At 68.7% G+C, this 16,076-nt stretch carries 16 protein-coding genes and 1 tRNA gene; 14 read left to right on the top strand and 3 right to left on the bottom strand.

Features of this window, described 5'->3' with window-relative positions; all coding sequences use genetic code 11:
• Nucleotides 1–49 precede the first annotated feature (49 nt).
• Entirely contained in the window at nucleotides 50–712 is a 663-nt protein-coding gene (locus RS83_RS15935) for a GntR family transcriptional regulator (RefSeq protein ID WP_045280446.1), read from the top strand.
• Nucleotides 713–727: 15 nt separating this feature from the next.
• On the opposite strand, the gene RS83_RS15930 is transcribed toward RS83_RS15935, so the two are convergent.
• Nucleotides 728–1,669: a hypothetical protein gene (locus RS83_RS15930; protein ID WP_045280445.1), complete on the bottom strand. Its 942-nt coding sequence runs from the start codon at nucleotides 1,667–1,669 to the stop codon at nucleotides 728–730.
• A 77-nt stretch (nucleotides 1,670–1,746) separates the two neighbouring features.
• On the opposite strand from RS83_RS15930, the gene RS83_RS15925 reads away from it, so the two are divergent.
• From RS83_RS15925 to serA, 3 genes are all read left to right on the top strand, one after another.
• On the top strand, nucleotides 1,747–2,205 hold the full coding sequence (locus RS83_RS15925) for a hypothetical protein (protein ID WP_045280904.1): 459 nt from the start codon (nucleotides 1,747–1,749) through the stop codon (nucleotides 2,203–2,205).
• A complete protein-coding gene (locus RS83_RS15920) occupies nucleotides 2,202–2,570 on the top strand; it encodes a hypothetical protein (RefSeq protein WP_045280444.1) in 369 nt (122 codons plus the stop codon). Before RS83_RS15925 ends, RS83_RS15920 begins: the two co-directional genes overlap by 4 nt.
• A 114-nt stretch (nucleotides 2,571–2,684) precedes the next feature.
• The gene (gene serA, locus RS83_RS15915; RefSeq protein WP_045280443.1) at nucleotides 2,685–4,289 is read left to right on the top strand and encodes a phosphoglycerate dehydrogenase; all 1,605 of its coding nucleotides are present in this window, start codon (nucleotides 2,685–2,687) and stop codon (nucleotides 4,287–4,289) included.
• Between the two features lie 55 nt (nucleotides 4,290–4,344).
• Here serA and RS83_RS15910 read toward each other — a convergent pair whose 3' ends face one another.
• A complete protein-coding gene (locus RS83_RS15910) occupies nucleotides 4,345–4,899 on the bottom strand; it encodes a TetR/AcrR family transcriptional regulator (RefSeq protein ID WP_045280442.1) in 555 nt (184 codons plus the stop codon).
• A gap of 87 nt (nucleotides 4,900–4,986) precedes the next feature.
• Here RS83_RS15910 and RS83_RS15905 point away from each other — a divergent pair, with 87 nt between their 5' ends.
• The 10 genes from RS83_RS15905 to RS83_RS15860 all read left to right on the top strand — a co-directional run bounded on the left by RS83_RS15905 (nucleotide 4,987) and on the right by RS83_RS15860 (nucleotide 15,103).
• Nucleotides 4,987–6,522, top strand: coding sequence for an MFS transporter (locus RS83_RS15905; protein WP_045280441.1), 1,536 nt, complete (start codon nucleotides 4,987–4,989; stop codon nucleotides 6,520–6,522).
• A gap of 75 nt (nucleotides 6,523–6,597) precedes the next feature.
• Nucleotides 6,598–7,641: a 3-isopropylmalate dehydrogenase gene (locus tag RS83_RS15900; RefSeq protein ID WP_045280440.1), complete on the top strand. Its 1,044-nt coding sequence runs from the start codon at nucleotides 6,598–6,600 to the stop codon at nucleotides 7,639–7,641.
• 61 nt (nucleotides 7,642–7,702) lie between these two features.
• Nucleotides 7,703–8,803 (top strand): branched-chain amino acid aminotransferase, encoded by a 1,101-nt coding sequence (locus RS83_RS15895; RefSeq protein WP_045280439.1) that lies wholly within the window; start codon nucleotides 7,703–7,705, stop codon nucleotides 8,801–8,803.
• An 84-nt stretch (nucleotides 8,804–8,887) separates the two neighbouring features.
• Nucleotides 8,888–9,664 carry a fumarylacetoacetate hydrolase family protein gene (locus RS83_RS15890; protein ID WP_045280438.1) on the top strand — a complete coding sequence of 259 codons (777 nt, stop codon included), beginning with the start codon at nucleotides 8,888–8,890 and terminating at the stop codon, nucleotides 9,662–9,664.
• Complete coding sequence (locus tag RS83_RS15885) at nucleotides 9,661–10,920, top strand: MFS transporter (protein ID WP_045280437.1); 1,260 nt, start codon at nucleotides 9,661–9,663, stop codon at nucleotides 10,918–10,920. The genes RS83_RS15890 and RS83_RS15885 overlap by 4 nt, the downstream gene beginning before the upstream one ends.
• Nucleotides 10,917–11,687 (top strand): class I SAM-dependent methyltransferase, encoded by a 771-nt coding sequence (locus tag RS83_RS15880; protein ID WP_045280436.1) that lies wholly within the window; start codon nucleotides 10,917–10,919, stop codon nucleotides 11,685–11,687. Before RS83_RS15885 ends, RS83_RS15880 begins: the two co-directional genes overlap by 4 nt.
• A 12-nt stretch (nucleotides 11,688–11,699) precedes the next feature.
• A complete protein-coding gene (gene gltX / locus RS83_RS15875; protein ID WP_045280435.1) occupies nucleotides 11,700–13,205 on the top strand; it encodes a glutamate--tRNA ligase in 1,506 nt (501 codons plus the stop codon).
• 98 nt (nucleotides 13,206–13,303) lie between these two features.
• A tRNA-Gln gene (locus tag RS83_RS15870) sits at nucleotides 13,304–13,375 on the top strand.
• 88 nt (nucleotides 13,376–13,463) lie between these two features.
• Complete coding sequence (locus tag RS83_RS15865) at nucleotides 13,464–13,976, top strand: hypothetical protein (protein ID WP_045280434.1); 513 nt, start codon at nucleotides 13,464–13,466, stop codon at nucleotides 13,974–13,976.
• A gap of 113 nt (nucleotides 13,977–14,089) precedes the next feature.
• A complete protein-coding gene (locus tag RS83_RS15860; protein ID WP_045280433.1) occupies nucleotides 14,090–15,103 on the top strand; it encodes a DNA topoisomerase IB in 1,014 nt (337 codons plus the stop codon).
• On the opposite strand, the gene RS83_RS15855 is transcribed toward RS83_RS15860, so the two are convergent.
• Nucleotides 15,069–16,073 carry a hypothetical protein gene (locus tag RS83_RS15855; RefSeq protein ID WP_045280432.1) on the bottom strand — a complete coding sequence of 335 codons (1,005 nt, stop codon included), beginning with the start codon at nucleotides 16,071–16,073 and terminating at the stop codon, nucleotides 15,069–15,071. The genes RS83_RS15860 and RS83_RS15855 overlap by 35 nt on opposite strands.
• Nucleotides 16,074–16,076: the final 3 nt, after the last annotated feature.

Here is a 16,076-nt window from a genome sequence, read left to right as displayed (position 1 = left end):
ATTGTCAGACAAGTGTACCGAGATGTGGTGCGGTCGATAGGCTGACGGCATGACGACGACTTCGGATGCCGCGCTCGGCATCGTGGGTGTGGTGGATGCCGTCACGGCGCAGCTGCGCACCCGAATCCTCAGCGGCGAGATCCGTGCCGGCGCACCGCTGACCGAATCCGCGGTCTCGCAGACCTATGGTGTGGCCCGACCGAGCGCGAAGGCCGCGATCGAGCAGCTCGTCGCCTCCGGCCTCCTCGTGCGCACAGCGCACCGCAGCGCGCGCGTCGGTGCGATCGACCCTGACGCGGTCCGTGACGTCTATCGCACTCGGGCCAGGCTGGAGAGCGCGGCGCTGCGCGAACTCGCAGCCACGCGCACGGTGCCACAGCCGGCCGTCGAGGCGAACGCGGAGATCCTGGCGATGCCTCCAGGCCCGGATGCCGGCACCGTCGACCCGGACCTGCGATTCCACACCGCGCTGATCGACGCGCTCGGCAGCGACCGCACTGGCCGGATGTATCGCAGCGTGCTCGATGAGGCACGACTGTGCATGGCGCAGGTGCAGGGCAGGCGACTGCTCGATGCAGGGGTGATCGCGGCGCAGCACGCTGAGATCCTCGAGGCTGTCGCGGCCGGCGCGGGGGAGCGAGCGGTCGAGGTGCTGCACCACCACCTCTCCTCCGCGGAAGAGCGGCTGGTGGAGGCGATCCGCGCCGAATAGCGCGGATCGCCTGCGTCACTCGGCAGGTGCTTCCGCGACCTCGATCGGCGCGTCGGCCGGGTCCGCCCAGACCGGAGCGGGGAGGACGGTGTCGACCTGCCCGGCCTGGATCGCGCGCAGCGCCTCGGTGATCTCGTCGGTGTTCTCCGGAACGGCCAGACCGCAGGCGTTGAGCTCCGACGTGAACTGCAGCGTCAGCCGGATCTTGCCCGCCTCGATCGCCTCGGCAGTCGTGCCGGTGCGGATCTCGCTGCCGGTCTGGATCGCCGAGACCTCGTCGCACACGTGGTACACGGCGCCCCCGTCGACCCACACCACCTCGTCCTTGCCGAGAAGCTGGATCACGGCCGACTGGTCAGCGGTGTACTGCTCGACGGACGGCGGATTGAAGTCGACGCCGATGATCGTCGCCAGAGCGGCGAGGGCGATGCCGATGATGCCCGCCGTCGTCTTCTGGCCCTTACTCATGTCCTTGTTCAGGAAGATCAGGATGATGAGCGGCAGGAACGCCACGATCGCGATGATGGCGCCGAGCTGGTTCTGCACGAAGAAGCGCACCGTCTCGGACCTGCGGGCAGGGTCCAGGCGATTCGCCTTCTTCCAGAGCACCGAACCGGTGATCGCGAGGGCGGCGATCACGACGAGCGCGACGAGCAGTGCGATGAACGCCCACTGTGGGAATGTCGCGGTGACGCCCTGTTCCTGCAGCAGTCCGGTGTCGGGGTCGCGCACGAGCGTGCCGTCTTCCCCGACGAACTCGCGCTGATGGAGCAGCCAGAAGATCGAGACGGCCTCCCCGATGATCGCGAGCGCCCACAGCACGGCGGCGATCCAGCGGAAGGTCGTGGCCTTCTGCTTCGCCGCGGCAGTCGGCACCCACCCGGCCGGGGGTTCGCCGACGGCATCCGCTGCTGGCGTGTGCTGTCCGGTGGCGACCTTCTTGTTCTGCTCGGCCACGGTGTTCCTTCCCCGACGATGGGCCGCAGGGCCCGGATGCCCCGAGCCTAGTGGACCTGGTGTCCTACGCTGGGGAGATGACTTCCGATTCCGATGACGCCCTGAGCTGGGACGGCGACGACGACGCGGCACGCCCTGCTGCGGCCCTGCCGAAGGGGTGGGATGCCGTCGGGAAGGGCAGCGAGGCTGTCGGGCGTCTCGAGGCCGACGGCTCCGTCGTGACGGAAGACGAAGCACCTGCGCTCAGCACGGCACTGCTGCTCGTGCTCGGCGTGGTCGGTGGCGTGTATCTGCTGTACACGATCGGCTGGGTGATCGGGGGACTGCGCCTCAAGCCGCTCGCGAACCTCATCGTCGCCGACGCGATGTTCGTGCCCTGGTTCGTGCTCGCGGTCGCCGCCCCGCTGCTCTGGTTCCTTGCATCCTGGATGCTCACCCGGGGGAGGGCGACATGGATCAGGATCAGCGTGCTGCTCCTGGGGGTCGTACTCCTGGTGCCCTGGCCCTTCGTCACGGTGGGAGTGATCGGATCATGAGCGACGCACGCATCGAAGCCCCGGAAGCATCCGGAGCCCGCCGCGGTCCGCGCTGGCTGACCGGCCTCGTCCTCGGCCTCGCCGGTCTCTTCTACGCCTATGCCGTGTGGAACGCGGTCGCGCACCTCGTCGGCTTCGCACGGAGCGGGCTGACGGGCATCGGCTGGGTGACGCTGCTCTTCGGCGTGATCTTCCCCGCGCTCGTGTTCGCGTTCGCGTTCGTGATCGGCCGCCGCCGCAGCATCGGCGAACTCGCACTCGTGCTGCTCGCCGGACTCGGTGTGGTTGCCGTGTTCTGGCTGAGCCTGCTCGGCTACAGCGTGCTGAACATGCGGGAGCTCATCGACGTCGCGCCGCTGTCGTAACGCGTCACACGGCACGGAGCGGGGAAACCGCTCGGGTACAGTGGAGATGATCGCGCCCCCTGGTGTGCGGCGCATCGGCCCCTCCCGCCTGTCGCGTTCCCAGAAGGATTCTCTGTGCCGAAGCCCGTTGTCCTCATCGCCGAAGTGCTCTCTCCCGCCACGATCGAGGCACTCGGTCCCGACTTCGATGTCCGTCACGTCGACGGCACCGATCGCGAGGCGCTGTTCTCGGCGCTGGCCGAATCGGATGCAGTGCTGATCCGCTCCGCGACCCGCATCGACGAGGAGGCGCTCACCCACGCGCCGAAGCTGAAGGTCGTCGCTCGCGCCGGTGTCGGACTCGACAACGTCGACATCAAGGCCGCGACCTCCGCCGGTGTCATGGTCGTGAACGCGCCGACCTCGAACATCGTCTCGGCCGCTGAGCTGACGGTCGGTCATATCCTCAGCCTCGCGCGTCGCATCCCGGCCGCGCACGCCTCGCTCTCCGCAGGGCAGTGGAAGCGCAGCTCCTTCACCGGCGCCGAGCTCTTCGAGAAGACCGTCGGCATTGTCGGACTCGGCCGCATCGGCGCTCTCGTCGCCGCGCGCCTCGCCGCGTTCGACATGCGCGTCGTCGCGTACGACCCCTATGTCACCTCGGCTCGCGCCCAGCAGCTCGGCGTGCAGCTCCTGACGCTCGACGAGCTCGTCGCCGAGTCGGACTTCCTCACGATCCACATGCCCAAGACCCCGGAGACCACCGGCATGATCGGCGCGGAGCAGTTCGCCGCGATGAAGCCGACCGCGTTCGTGGTCAACGTCGCCCGCGGCGGACTGATCGACGAAGCGGCCCTGCACGAGGCGCTCGTCGCAGGTGAGATCGCCGGCGCCGGACTCGACGTGTTCACCTCAGAGCCCCCGGCAGAGGGCGGTTCGGCGCGTCCGCTGCTCGATCTGCCGAACGTCGTCGTGACCCCGCACCTCGGTGCGAGCACGGAAGAGGCGCAGGAGAAGGCCGGCGTCTCGGTCGCGAGGTCGGTGCGCCTCGCGCTCGGCGGCGACCTCGTGCCGGACGCAGTGAACGTCGCCGGCGGTGTGATCGACCCCTATGTGCGCCCCGGGATCTCGCTCGTCGAGAAGCTCGGCCAGATCTTCGCTTCGCTCGCGACCTCGCCGCTCACGAGCCTCGACGTCGAGGTGCACGGCGAGCTGAACGACTACGACGTGAGCGTGCTCAAGCTCGCAGCGCTCAAGGGCGTGTTCACGAACATCGTGAGCGAGACCGTCTCGTACGTGAACGCTCCGCTCCTGGCCGAGCAGCGCGGCATCGCGGTGCGTCTGATCAAGGACGACGTGAGCGACGAGTACCGCAACGTGATCACGCTGAGCGGTGCGCTCTCGGACGGTTCGCAGCTCTCGGTCTCCGGAACGCTCACGGGTCCGAAGCAGGCCGAGAAGCTGGTCGGGATCAACGACCACACGCTCGAGCTGCCGATCGAGAAGCACCACGTCGTGATGCTCTACACCGACCGCCCCGGCATCGTCGCGGTCTACGGACAGAAGTTCGGCGAGGCCGGTATCAACATCGCCGGCATGCAGATCGCCCGTCAGGCGGCAGGTGCGCAGGCGCTCAGCGTGCTGACGCTCGACTCCCCGGTGTCGGAAGAGTTGCTGGAAGACGTGAGCGCCGCGATCGACGCCGATCTGTTCCGCCAGATCGAGATCACCGAGGTCTGAGTCTCAGAGCTCGGATCGAAGGCGGGGGCGCGACGGCGCTCCCGCCTTCGTCGTGTCAGGAGACTTCGGGCGCCGTGGCGCGGAGCACGAGTGCGATCAGCTCGTCGAGCTCACCGTGACGGGGGACCAGGCGTTCGGGGCCGTTCAGATCGAGCGAGTTGTTGAAGTAGAGCCCATCGCTCAGCAGCATCACGAGATCGAGACTCGCGATGTCTCGCACGTGCGGACGGATCTCGTCCTCCCAGAGACGGCGGGTGTGCCGCAGCATGTCGCCGGCCGCCGCCGATCCGCCCTGCGCCAGCCGCGAGGCGGCGATGAGCGCGCGGTCGAGGGCGTCATCCTCCATCACCGAAGTGCGCACGTAGTACGCGACCGGACCTTCGGAGGCCGCTCGCATGCGCTCGAGATCGGCGAGCGTCAGTGCCTCCAGCCGCTGGAGCAGTCCGGCCTCGAGCTCGTCCTTCGAGCCGAAGTGGTAGAGCAGTCCGCCCTTCGACACTCCGGCCGCCTTCGCCGTCGCGTCCAGCGTGGCGGTCCGTTCACCCTCGGCGATCACGATCGACTCGAACGCGTCGAGCACGCGCTCGCGGGCGAGAGGAGGTCGGGGCATGGGGGAGTCCGTTCACTCGGTGAATTCTGTTACTATACCAGCTGGACGGTTTAGTTTCAGATCGTCATCACGTCAGAGAGGTGTTCCATGAACCGTACTGCGTCGATCCCGACGACAGAGACGGATGCTCCGCGCGCCGGAGCACGCGGCTGGGCGGCGCTCGTCGTCCTGATGCTGCCGGTCCTGCTGGTCTCGGTGGACAACACGGTGCTGAGCTTCGCGCTCCCCGAGATCTCCATCGCGCTCTCGCCGACCGGAGCAGAGCAACTGTGGATCATCGACGTCTATCCGCTCGTGCTCGCCGGACTCCTCGTGACCATGGGCACGCTCGGCGACCGCTTCGGACGCCGCAGGATGCTGCTGATCGGCGCCACCGGATTCGCCCTGGTCTCGGCACTCGCTGCCTTCGCGCCGACCGCCGGACTCCTGATCGCCGCGCGCGCACTCCTCGGTTTCTTCGGCGCCATGCTGATGCCGTCGACGCTCTCGCTGCTGCGTTCGATCTTCCAGAACCGTGATCAGCGCCGCCTGGCCATCGCGGTGTGGGCATCCGCCTTCTCCGCGGGTTCAGCGCTCGGCCCTGTCGTCGGCGGGTTCCTGCTCGAGCACTTCGCCTGGGGTTCCGTCTTCCTGATCGCCGTGCCGGTGCTGATCCCGCTGCTCATCGCGGCACCGCTGCTGGTGCCGGAGAGCCGTGACCCGCATCCCGGCCGTATCGACCCGATCAGCATCGTGCTCTCGATGGCGGCGATGATCCCGGTCGTCTACGCGATCAAGTCCCTCGCCGTCGACGGTCCGAGCCTGGTCGCGGGCGCCTGGGCGCTGCTCGGCATCCTGATGGGTGTGCTGTTCGTGCGCCGACAGCTGCGGGCCGAGATCCCCATGCTCGACATGGCGCTGTTCCGGCGGGGAACGTTCTCCGGGGCGATCCTGGTGAACCTGCTCAGCGTCGTCGCGCTCGTCGGCTTCCTCTACTTCGTGTCGCAGCACCTCCAGCTGGTGCTGGGGCTGTCGCCGATGGTCGCCGGGCTGTCGCTCGTCCCCGGGATGGTCGCGATGATCATCGCCGGCCTGAGCGTCGTGCCGATCTCGCGTCGTGTGCCGCCGCACATCCTGGTGCCGTCGGCGCTGGTGTTCTCGGTCGCCGGCTACCTGATCGTCGCATTCACCACGCACGAGCACGGTGTCGCACCGCTCGTCATCGCCTTCATCGTGCTGGGCATCGGCATCGGCGCGGCCGAGACCATCTCGAACGAGCTGATCCTGTCGAGCGCGCCTGCCGCCAAGGCCGGCGCCGCGAGTGCGGTGTCGGAGACGGCCTACGAGCTGGGTGCCGTGTTGGGCACTGCCGTGCTCGGTGGCCTGATCACCGCGTTCTACCGTGGCGCGCTGGTGCTGCCGGCCGGACTCCCGACCGAGGTCGCGGACGCTGCCCGCGAGACGCTCGCCGGCGCCTACATCGCGGCCGAGAAGCTCCAGGGTGAGGTCGGGACCGCGCTGTGGGATGCCGCTGCCGACGCGTTCGGCTCCGGCGTCATGGTGACGTCGCTGATCGGTGCAGGACTGGTCGTGGTCGCCGGTGTGATCGCGGGCGTCACACTGCGCACGCGCACCTCGCGCTGAGCACTACGCTGGTGGGACCGGCCTGAGGGATCCGTGAGGACACCGGGCCGGTTCCCACCCGCCTGAAGGAGTGTCATGTCGCGTGTCGTGAAGCTGGCCGTCATCCCCGGGGATGGCATCGGCCCCGAGGTCATCGCCGAAGCGGAGAAGGTGCTCGACGCCGTCACCGCCGAGAGCGATGTGCGCTTCGACAAGACCCGCTTCTCGCTCGGCGCCGCACGATTCCTGGAGACCGGTGACACGCTCACCGACGAGGACCTCGCCGCGATCGCCGCCAACGACGCGATCCTGCTCGGCGCCGTCGGCGGCACGCCGGGGGACCCGCGCCTGAAGGACGCGAACATCGAGCGCGGTCTGCTGCTCAAGCTGCGGTTCACGCTCGACCACTACGTCAACCTGCGCCCATCGAAGCTGTTCACCGGCGCGCATGGTCCGCTGTCCGACCCGGGTGAGATCGACTTCGTCGTCGTCCGCGAGGGCACCGAAGGACCATATGTCGGCAACGGCGGTGCGATCCGCGTCGGCACGCCGCACGAGGTCGCCAACGAGACCTCGGTCAACACCGCCTTCGGTGTCGAGCGGGTGGTGCGCTACGCCTTCGAGCTCGCGGAACGTCGCCGGAAGAAGCTCACGCTGGTCCACAAGACCAATGTGCTCGTGCACGCCGGCGCGATCTGGAAGCGCATCGTCGACGAGGTCGCGGCCGAGCATCCCGACGTGGCCGTCGACTACCTGCACGTCGACGCCGCCACCATCTTCCTGGTCTCCGACCCTTCTCGCTTCGATGTGATCGTCACCGACAACCTGTTCGGCGACATCCTGACCGACCTCGCCGGTGCCGTCACCGGCGGCATCGGTCTCGCTGCCTCCGGCAACATCAACCCGGACGGCGCGTTCCCGTCGATGTTCGAGCCGGTGCACGGCTCGGCGCCCGACATCGCAGGGCAGCAGAAGGCTGACCCGACGGCAGCGATCCTGTCGATCGCGCTGCTGCTCGACCACCTCGGTCTCGCGGCGGAGTCCGCTCGCGTGACCGCAGCGGTCGAGGCCGACATCGCCGCACGCACCGGTGCGCGCTCCACGGCGGAGATCGGCTCCGCGATCACGGCACGGCTCTGACCTGCGGCGTTAGGCTGATAGCGCGCGAGGACGCGCCATACCCAAGGAACGGATGAGGAACATGACGACCATCGATGCACAGGCGGCCGTGGCGCCGCTCGATTTCGCTGTCACGAAGAACCTCGCGGCGGCTTCGCCGGCGCGCGTGGCAGAGGTGCACGAGAACCCGGGCTTCGGCGTCGTCTTCACCGATCACATGGTCGACATCTGCTGGTCCGCCAAGGGCGGATGGCACCGCCCGCGCGTGCAGCCGTACGGCCCGATCGCCCTTGACCCCGCGGCATCCGTCCTCCACTACGCGCAGGAGATCTTCGAGGGGATCAAGGCCTACCGCCACGCCGACGGCTCGATCCACACGTTCCGCCCCGACCGCAACGCGGCACGCCTGCAGCAGAGCGCTCGGCGTCTCGCACTGCCAGAGCTGCCGACCGAGTACTTCATCCAGTCGCTGCGCGAGCTGATCGCGGTCGACGGTCGCTGGGTGCCCTCCGGTGCTGACCAGAGCCTGTATCTGCGTCCGTTCATGTTCGCCAAGGAGGCCTTCCTGGGCGTGCGTGCTGCGCAGAAGGTCGCCTACTACGTGATCGCGAGCCCTGCCGGGGCATACTTCACCGGTGGCGTGAAGCCGGTGCGCATCTGGCTCTCGGAGGAGCACTCCCGTGCCGGCCGTGGCGGCACCGGCAAGGCGAAGACCGGCGGCAACTACGCCTCCAGCCTGCTGCCGCAGACGCTCGCGAGCGCGAAGGGCTGCGATCAGGTCGTCTTCCTCGATGAGAACGGCAACGTCGAAGAGCTCGGCGGCATGAACGTCGTGTTCGTCTTCAAGGACGGTCGTGTGGTGACGCCTCAGTCCGACAGCATCCTCGACGGCATCACGCGCGACTCGCTGCTGCAGCTCGCCGAAGACCGCGGCTACACGGTGGAGCGCCGTCCGATCTCGATCGACGAGTGGCGCTCCGGCGTGGCCTCGGGTGACATCGTCGAGGTGTTCGCTTGCGGCACGGCTGCCGTCGTCACCCCCATCGGCGCGCTCGTCGGCGATGGCTTCGACGAGCCGCAGCCGCTCGGCGAGCTCGCCCTCTCGCTGCGCGAGGAGCTCACCGACATCCAGTACGGCCGTCGTGAGGACAAGCACGGCTGGCTCCTGCGTCTCGACGCCTGACGCCGGCACCGACCAACCTCGAGACCCCGCTTCGCGAAGGCTGCGAAGCGGGGTCTTCGTGTCTGCGCTGGCTAGGCTGGTGGCATGAAGATCGCCCGATTCAGCCATGACGACGCCATCCTGTTCGGAATCGTCGACGAGACCGATCTCGTCGTCCTCTCCGGCGACCCGCTCTTCGCCGGGTACGAGCCGACCGGTGTGCGGGTGCCGATCGCGGATGCCGTGCTGCTCGCCCCGGTGATCCCGCGCTCGAAGATCGTCTGCGTCGGCAAGAACTATCACGACCACGCCGCCGAGATGGGGGGAGTCGCTCCGGAGGAGCCGCTGCTGTTCCTCAAGCCGAACACGGCCGTGATCGGTCCTGGCGACACGATCGTGCGTCCCGCCATCTCCGAGCAGACCGAGCACGAGGGCGAACTCGCCGTCGTGATCGGCAAGGTCGCGAAGAACGTGTCGGCAGCGGATGCGCTGGACTACGTGCTCGGGTACACGATCGGCAACGACGTCACCGCCCGCGATCTGCAGCGCAAGGACGGTCAGTGGTCGCGAGCCAAGGGCTTCGACACCTTCTGCCCGCTCGGCCCCACCATCAGCACCGACTTCGACCCGACCACGGCGACGATCCAGACGCGTGTGAACGGCGAGGTCCGCCAGCAGGCGCCGCTCACCGACATGATCCACTCGGTCGAGGACATCATCGCGTACGCCTCCGCGGTCTTCACGCTGCTGCCGGGAGATGTGATCCTCACCGGCACGCCGGCCGGCGTCGGCACCTTCAGCGCCGGCGACACGGTCGAGGTCGAGATCACCGGCCTCGGCATCCTGCGCAGCGCCGTGCGCGACGCCGTACCCGCGGCATGACGACCGTCGCGCTGACGGCAGCCGAACAGGCGGCCGTCCAGCGCAGGACGGTGCTGGTCCTCTCGATCGGGCAGGTGCTCGGCGGCACGGCGTTCGGCGCGACGGTCTCGCTCGGCGCGCTCCTGGCCGCCGACATCTCCGGCAGCGACGCGCTCTCCGGTCTCGCCACCGCATCCGTCACGCTCGGTGCCGCGCTGTGCGCGATCCCGCTGGCTCGGCTCGCCGCCCGGCTCGGACGTCGACGCGCGCTGACGCTCGGCAACCTGTTCGCGCTGCTGGGCATCTCCGTCGTGATCCTCGCCGCATCGCTTCGGCTGTTCCCGCTGCTGCTCATCGGAATCCTCATGATCGGCGCGGGCAACGCCGGCAACCTCCAGTCGAGATTCGCAGCGACAGACCTCGCTGCGCCGGTCCATCGGGGCCGCGATCTCTCGATCGTGGTCTGGGCGACCACGGTCGGCGGCGTCGCCGGCCCGCTGCTGCTCGGCCCGGGAGAGGTGGTCGGGCACGCGATCGGGATGCCGCCGCAGACCGGTTCCTACGCGTTCTCGTTCGCCGCACAGGCCGCGGCTCTCGTGCTGTATCTCGTGGCGCTGCGCCCCGATCCGCTGCTGGCGGCTCAACGGCTCGCATCTGCGGCCGCAGCGACCACCGCGGTGCCATTCGTCGATCGCCCCAGGGTGGCGAGATACGCGATGTTCGCGGTCGCCGGTTCGCACGTGGTGATGGCATCGGTCATGGCGATGACTCCGGTGCACCTCTCGCACATGGCGCACGGCGCTCACGGCATGGAGGCGACACCCGCGGACGTGTCGCAGCTCGTCGGCATCACGATCGCGCTGCATGTGGCGGGGATGTACGCGCTCTCGCCGGTGTTCGGGGTGCTCGCCGACCGTTGGGGACGACTGCGGGTGGTGCTGCTCGGACAGGCGCTCTTGGCAGCGTCGCTCGGCTTCGCGATCTTCACGAACGACCAGGCATGGGGTGTGATGACCGCGTTGATCCTGCTCGGTCTCGGCTGGAGCGCCGCGACGGTGGCCGGAGCCGCGCTGCTCACTGAGGCATCCGCTCCCGAGCTCCGCACGCGCAGGCAGGGGCGCAGCGATTCACTGATGAGCCTGAGCGCGGCGGCCGGCGCGGTGCTCGCGGGCGTGATCCTGTCGAACTTCCAGTACGCGGGGCTCGGGATCGCCGCGTTCGCCCTCGTGCTCGTGATCGTGGCGCTTGCTCCGCTCGGACGGATGAGCGCACGGTGAAGTCCTGGGATGGGGTCGGAGCGGCGTACGCGGCCTCGTACGCCGTCCTGTGCGCGGGGACCGGTGACACGCTGATCCAGCTGCTCGGTGACGCAGCCGGGCGCCGGATGCTCGACGTCGGCTCTGGGACCGGAGACCTCGCAGCACGATTCGCCGACCTCGGCTGGGACGTGATCGGGTGCGAGCCGGAGGACTCGATGCGAGCGGTCGCAGAGCGGGAGCATCCCGACGTCCGCTTCGTCCGCGGCGGCCTGCCCGATCTGCCGTTCGCAGACGGCTCCTTCGATGCGGTGACGGCGAACTTCGTCCTGAACCACGTGGCGGACCCCCGGCTCGCGGCGCGAGGCATGGCGCGGGTGGCGGTGCCGTCAGCGCCACTGGCGGCGACGATCTGGATCGACTCGCCGTCATGGTTCTGGCGCGAGGTGTGCGAACGCGCTCACCTCGTGCCGGCGACCGGCGAGCTGCTTCAGCCCGACAAGGAGTTCGAACGCACGGCGTTCGGCTTCGCCGGCATGCTCGCCGAAGCAGGTTGGCAGACGGTGGCCGCAGTCGAGGAGTCCTGGACGTGGCGCGCGGCTCCCGAGGCGCTGTGGCGATCGGCTGAAGGGGGAGTGGCATCGGCTGGTCTGTTCTACCGGGGCCTCGGCGATGACGAGCGTCGGCGGTTCCGTCGGGGATTCGATGCGCTCTGCGGCGAACGCGCGCAGGACGGAGCCATCCCGCTCCGCCACACCGCGGCGGTGGCCTTGGGCAGCGCGGCCTAGAATCGAAGGGCTATGGCTACTCCTCACCCCCTCACCACGACCGCAAGTGGTGCCGACGTCCGCGTCCGCTTCTGCCCATCGCCGACGGGCCTGCCGCACGTCGGCATGGTGCGCACCGCGCTCTACAACTGGGCCTATGCCCGCCACAACGGCGGCAAGATGGTCTTCCGCATCGAAGACACCGATGCCGCCCGTGACAGCGAGGAGAGCTTCCGACAGCTCGTCGACGCGCTCACCTGGCTCAAGATCGACTGGGACGAGGGCGTGGAGGTCGGCGGTCCGCACGCGCCGTACCGCCAGTCCGAGCGTCACGACATCTACCGCGGCGTGATCGACAAGCTCCTCGCGGCTGGCGCGCTGTACGAGAGCTTCTCGAACGCGGACGAGATCGACGCGCGCAACGAGGCGAACGGCCGCGCGAAGCAGCTCGGCTACGACAACTTCGACCGCGATCTGACGGATGCGCAGAAGGATGCGTTCCGCGCAGACGGTCGTCAGCCGGCGCTGCGTCTTCGGGTGCCGGACGAGGATCTGACCTACGTCGACCTCATCCGCGGCGAGGTGACGTTCCCGGCTGGATCCTTCCCCGACTTCGTGGTCGTCCGCCCCAACGGCGTGCCGCTGTACACGTTCGTGAACCCGGTCGACGATGCGCTGATGGGCATCACCCACGTGCTGCGCGGCGAGGACCTGATGCCGTCGACCGCCCGCCAGCTCGCGCTGTACGCCGCGCTGATCGATGCGGAGGTCACCACTTTCGTGCCGCGCTTCGCGCACATGCCGCTCGTGCTCGGCGAGACCGGCAACAAGAAGCTGTCGAAGCGCGACCCGCAGGCAGACCTGTTCCTGCATCGCGACCGCGGATTCATCCACGAGGGGCTCCTGAACTACCTGGCGCTGCTCGGCTGGTCCATCGGACCCGACCGCGACATCTTCTCGCTCGACGAGTTCACCGCCGCGTTCGACATCGTGAACGTCAACCCGAACCCGGCGCGCTTCGATCAGAAGAAGGCCGAGTCGATCAACGGCGACCACATCCGGATGCTCGCGGAGAAGGATTTCGCGGAGCGCACGGTGCCGTACCTGGCGGCAGCCGGCCTGTTCGACGAGCCCACCCACGAGCAGCTCGTCATGGCGTTCCGGGTCGCGCCGCTCGTGCAGGAGCGCGTGCAGCTGCTCGGTGAGGTGCCAGGCATGGTCGGTTTCCTCTTCACGGACGAGGTGTCGTACGACGCCGATGCACTGAAGGGGCTGCCGGCGAACGCTGCAGAGGTGCTCGACGCCTGCGTCGTCGCCCTCGAGCCGCTCGAGGAGTTCGTGCCGGAGAAGATCCAGGAGGCGCTGGCGATCGCGCTCGTGGAGAACCTCGAGCTCAAGCCGCGCGTCGCCTACGGGCCGCCTCGCGTCGCCATCACGGGTCGTCGTATCTCGCCGCCGCTGTTCGAGTCCATGGAACTGCTCGGCAAGGATGAGTCGCTGCGCCGGTTGCGCGGACTGTCCGCGACGCTCTCGAGCTGACGCGACGCGCCCGAGCGGCGACGGACGCGGCCGGTTTTGGTGTTCGGTCGCCGCTCGGGTAAGCTTGACTCTCGGTGCGGGAAGCGATTTTCGCCCCTTGGGGTATGGTGTAATTGGCAACACGACGGTTTCTGGTTCCGTTATTCTTGGTTCGAGTCCAGGTACCCCAGCACGATGAAAACCCCCGCATCAGCGGGGGTTTTGTCGTATCCGGCTGCGTTCTCGTCTCGGGAGGAGTTCTCGGCATAGGCTCCGAGCATGGCCTTGGAATCGCTGCTGCTCCGTCTCGATCGCATCGCCGCTGGACGCCAGGCGGGCGTCTCGATCAGTGCGAGCGATCGCACGCATCCGCGCACGCGGCGGGCATTCACCTGGATCTTCTGGTTGCTCCTCGTCGAGCTGGTGCTCGGTCTCGGTGCGGTCGTCATCGCGCTGCTGCTCGCCGTGAACGGTGAGCCGGTGTCGCTCGCGGTGTGGATGCGCACCGTGATCGTCCTGGCGATGACCGCCACGCTGTTCTACTTCGCCTGGCGTGCGGCGAAAGGCTGGCGCTGGGCGTACCTGCGTCTTCGGCTGTTCTCGCAGATCTTCCCGGTGATCACGCTCGTGATCGCGGCGATTCCCAACCTCTACCCGGTCTGGATGGTCACGGAGCAGATCATCTTCAGCCTCATCATGATCGGCATCGCCGATTTCCTCACGAGCGATCACATGCGGGCGGCGTTCCGCGATCCCGCCGCCGCGGCATCGTCTGAGGGCGCGGCGACCTAGCAGGACGGCGTGACGGGGGCCAGCCCCTTCTCCTGACCGGTATTCCGGCGGCATCCTGAGGGCATGCACCCATTCGCCGCTCCCGCCCGACCGCTGACCTCGCTGGGCGCCGCGTGAGTGCGCTCGTCCGTGTCGTCCCGGGGGAGGACCTCGGGTTCCACCGGCGCAAGTCCGGCTCGGGCTTCCGCTACCTCGACCAGAACGGGGATTCCGCCGGCGAGGCTGATCGCGAGCGCATTCACGATCTCGTGATCCCGCCCGCCTGGACGAATGTCTGGATCGCTGCTGATCCGCTCGCGCACATCCAGGCTGTGGGCACCGACGAAGCCGGGCGACGTCAGTACCTCTATCACCCGCTGTGGCGCGTCGGACGGGACCGCAGCAAGTTCCGTCGTGCGCTGGACCTCGCGGAGCGGCTGCCCCGTGCCCGTGCTCGCGTCACCCGCGCGCTGAGCGGCGATGAACTGACGAAGGAGCGAGTGCTGGCGACCGCGTTCCGGCTCCTCGACGACGCGGCGCTGCGAGTGGGGTCGGAGCGCTACCTCGTGAAGCACGGCAGTCGTGGGCTGACCACCCTGCGCCGACGTGACGTGAAGATCGACGGCGACACCGTCGCCCTGTCGTTCCCGGCGAAGAGCGGCCAGACGGCGGCGATCGAGATCTCCGACGCACCGCTCGCCGAGGTGCTCACCGAACTCTCGCGCGGGTCGGCCGGGTCACTGCTGCTCGCCTACCGCAAGGGGCGGCGACGGATGCGGATCACGCCGACCGAGGTGAACGCCTATCTCCGCGATGTCACCGGCGGCGTGTTCTCGGCCAAGGACTTCCGCACGCTGCACGGCACGATCCTGGCCGCCGACGCCCTCGCTCGGATCGGTCCGCTCGACACCAGAGCCGACCGGCAGCGTGCCGAGCGGCTCGCGGTGCAGGCCACGGCGACCGCGTTGGGCAATACGACGGCCGTCGCACGCGGCAGCTACATCGATCCGCGTGTCTTCAGCCTGTACTCGCGCGGCAAGACGCTCGATCTCACCGTGGCACCGGAGACCGCCGTCCGACGCCTGCTGATCAGCGAGAAGACCGGACGCAGGGTCACCCGGCGAGGTGCAGCCAAGCGAACGCGATGAGCATCGGGATGAGTGGCGTGAGCACCGCCAGCACGATCGGGCCGATGCGCAGACGCGTGTCGAGTGTGCGGGCCGCTGCGGCGAGCGTGTCGCCGTTCCTGCGGGAGACGGCCGGATCGAGTGCAGGCGCCCTCTCGTCGCGGTACAGCAGCGTCCGGCGTCCGAACCGCTCGTGCAGCGCGGCGATCGCGCCGAGCACGCGCGCGAGGACCGCTGGGTCGGTGAGATCGATCGCCGGAAAATACACGTGCAACGTGCTGTCCACGATCTCCAGGTCGAGATCGGCGCTCGCGTCGAGCAGGATCACCATCAGATCGGGCGTGAGCAGATACAGGGCGTCGGTCTCGTAGCCGGCCGGCACCGACACCTCGAACACGTCGCTGAAGTTCCCCTCGAGTCGCAGCTCGCTGCGCCCGCTCGGACGCCTCGGCAGGAGGCTGAGGGCGCCGCCGCCTCGCCGCGACCGGAGCGTGATGCGCGGCGCCTCGGCGGAGAGCGGGATGCGCACGGCCCTGATCGTGTGGACGGTGGCCCCCTCGCGGTCGCCCACGACGACGGTGCGCTCAGCCGAGTCGAACGGGAGGTCGCTGCCGCGGGCGTCGATGTGGTCGCGGGACGAGCGGCCGGTGCGCTCGATCTGCTCGTCGACGGAACCTCCCCAGATCCAGTCGCTCACATCCTGTCGGTAGTCCCATCCTGCGGCGTGCGCAAGCTCGACCAGGCGTGCTCTCCGTCGCGCATCCCGAAGGATCCGCGCGGCGGAGAACAGCACCAGGACCGCGCCCGCCCCGATCACGCCGAGCTGCCCGGCGATCAGAGCAGCGCCGGTGAGCTCGAATCCGACCGGGAGGAGATAGAACGCGACCGGGGCGACCACGACCGCATACGCCAGCGACAGCGCTGCGATCAGTGCGCCGCCGCGGCCCGAGGGCACGCGGGCGACGACGCTGAACGGCGAGAGTGGCGGCATCCG

Origin of the sequence: Microbacterium oxydans, from assembly GCF_000956525.1 — a bacterium.
Taxonomy (GTDB): Bacteria; Actinomycetota; Actinomycetes; order Actinomycetales; family Microbacteriaceae; genus Microbacterium; species Microbacterium oxydans_A.
This window is presented reverse-complemented; position numbering and strand designations above follow the sequence as displayed.

What these genes read in the sequence shown, in the direction of transcription:
- RS83_RS15910 (WP_045280442.1), bottom strand. Translation starts at nt 4,899, where the DNA reads ATGCCCCGACCTCCTCTCGCCCGCGAGCGCGTGCTCGACGCGTTCGAG.
- RS83_RS15865 (WP_045280434.1), top strand. Translation starts at nt 13,464, where the DNA reads ATGGCCTTGGAATCGCTGCTGCTCCGTCTCGATCGCATCGCCGCTGGA.
- RS83_RS15925 (WP_045280904.1), top strand. Translation starts at nt 1,747, where the DNA reads ATGACTTCCGATTCCGATGACGCCCTGAGCTGGGACGGCGACGACGAC.
- gltX (WP_045280435.1), top strand. Translation starts at nt 11,700, where the DNA reads ATGGCTACTCCTCACCCCCTCACCACGACCGCAAGTGGTGCCGACGTC.
- RS83_RS15895 (WP_045280439.1), top strand. Translation starts at nt 7,703, where the DNA reads ATGACGACCATCGATGCACAGGCGGCCGTGGCGCCGCTCGATTTCGCT.
- RS83_RS15885 (WP_045280437.1), top strand. Translation starts at nt 9,661, where the DNA reads ATGACGACCGTCGCGCTGACGGCAGCCGAACAGGCGGCCGTCCAGCGC.
- RS83_RS15920 (WP_045280444.1), top strand. Translation starts at nt 2,202, where the DNA reads ATGAGCGACGCACGCATCGAAGCCCCGGAAGCATCCGGAGCCCGCCGC.
- RS83_RS15855 (WP_045280432.1), bottom strand. Translation starts at nt 16,073, where the DNA reads ATGCCGCCACTCTCGCCGTTCAGCGTCGTCGCCCGCGTGCCCTCGGGC.
- RS83_RS15935 (WP_045280446.1), top strand. Translation starts at nt 50, where the DNA reads ATGACGACGACTTCGGATGCCGCGCTCGGCATCGTGGGTGTGGTGGAT.
- RS83_RS15890 (WP_045280438.1), top strand. Translation starts at nt 8,888, where the DNA reads ATGAAGATCGCCCGATTCAGCCATGACGACGCCATCCTGTTCGGAATC.
- RS83_RS15905 (WP_045280441.1), top strand. Translation starts at nt 4,987, where the DNA reads ATGAACCGTACTGCGTCGATCCCGACGACAGAGACGGATGCTCCGCGC.
- RS83_RS15900 (WP_045280440.1), top strand. Translation starts at nt 6,598, where the DNA reads ATGTCGCGTGTCGTGAAGCTGGCCGTCATCCCCGGGGATGGCATCGGC.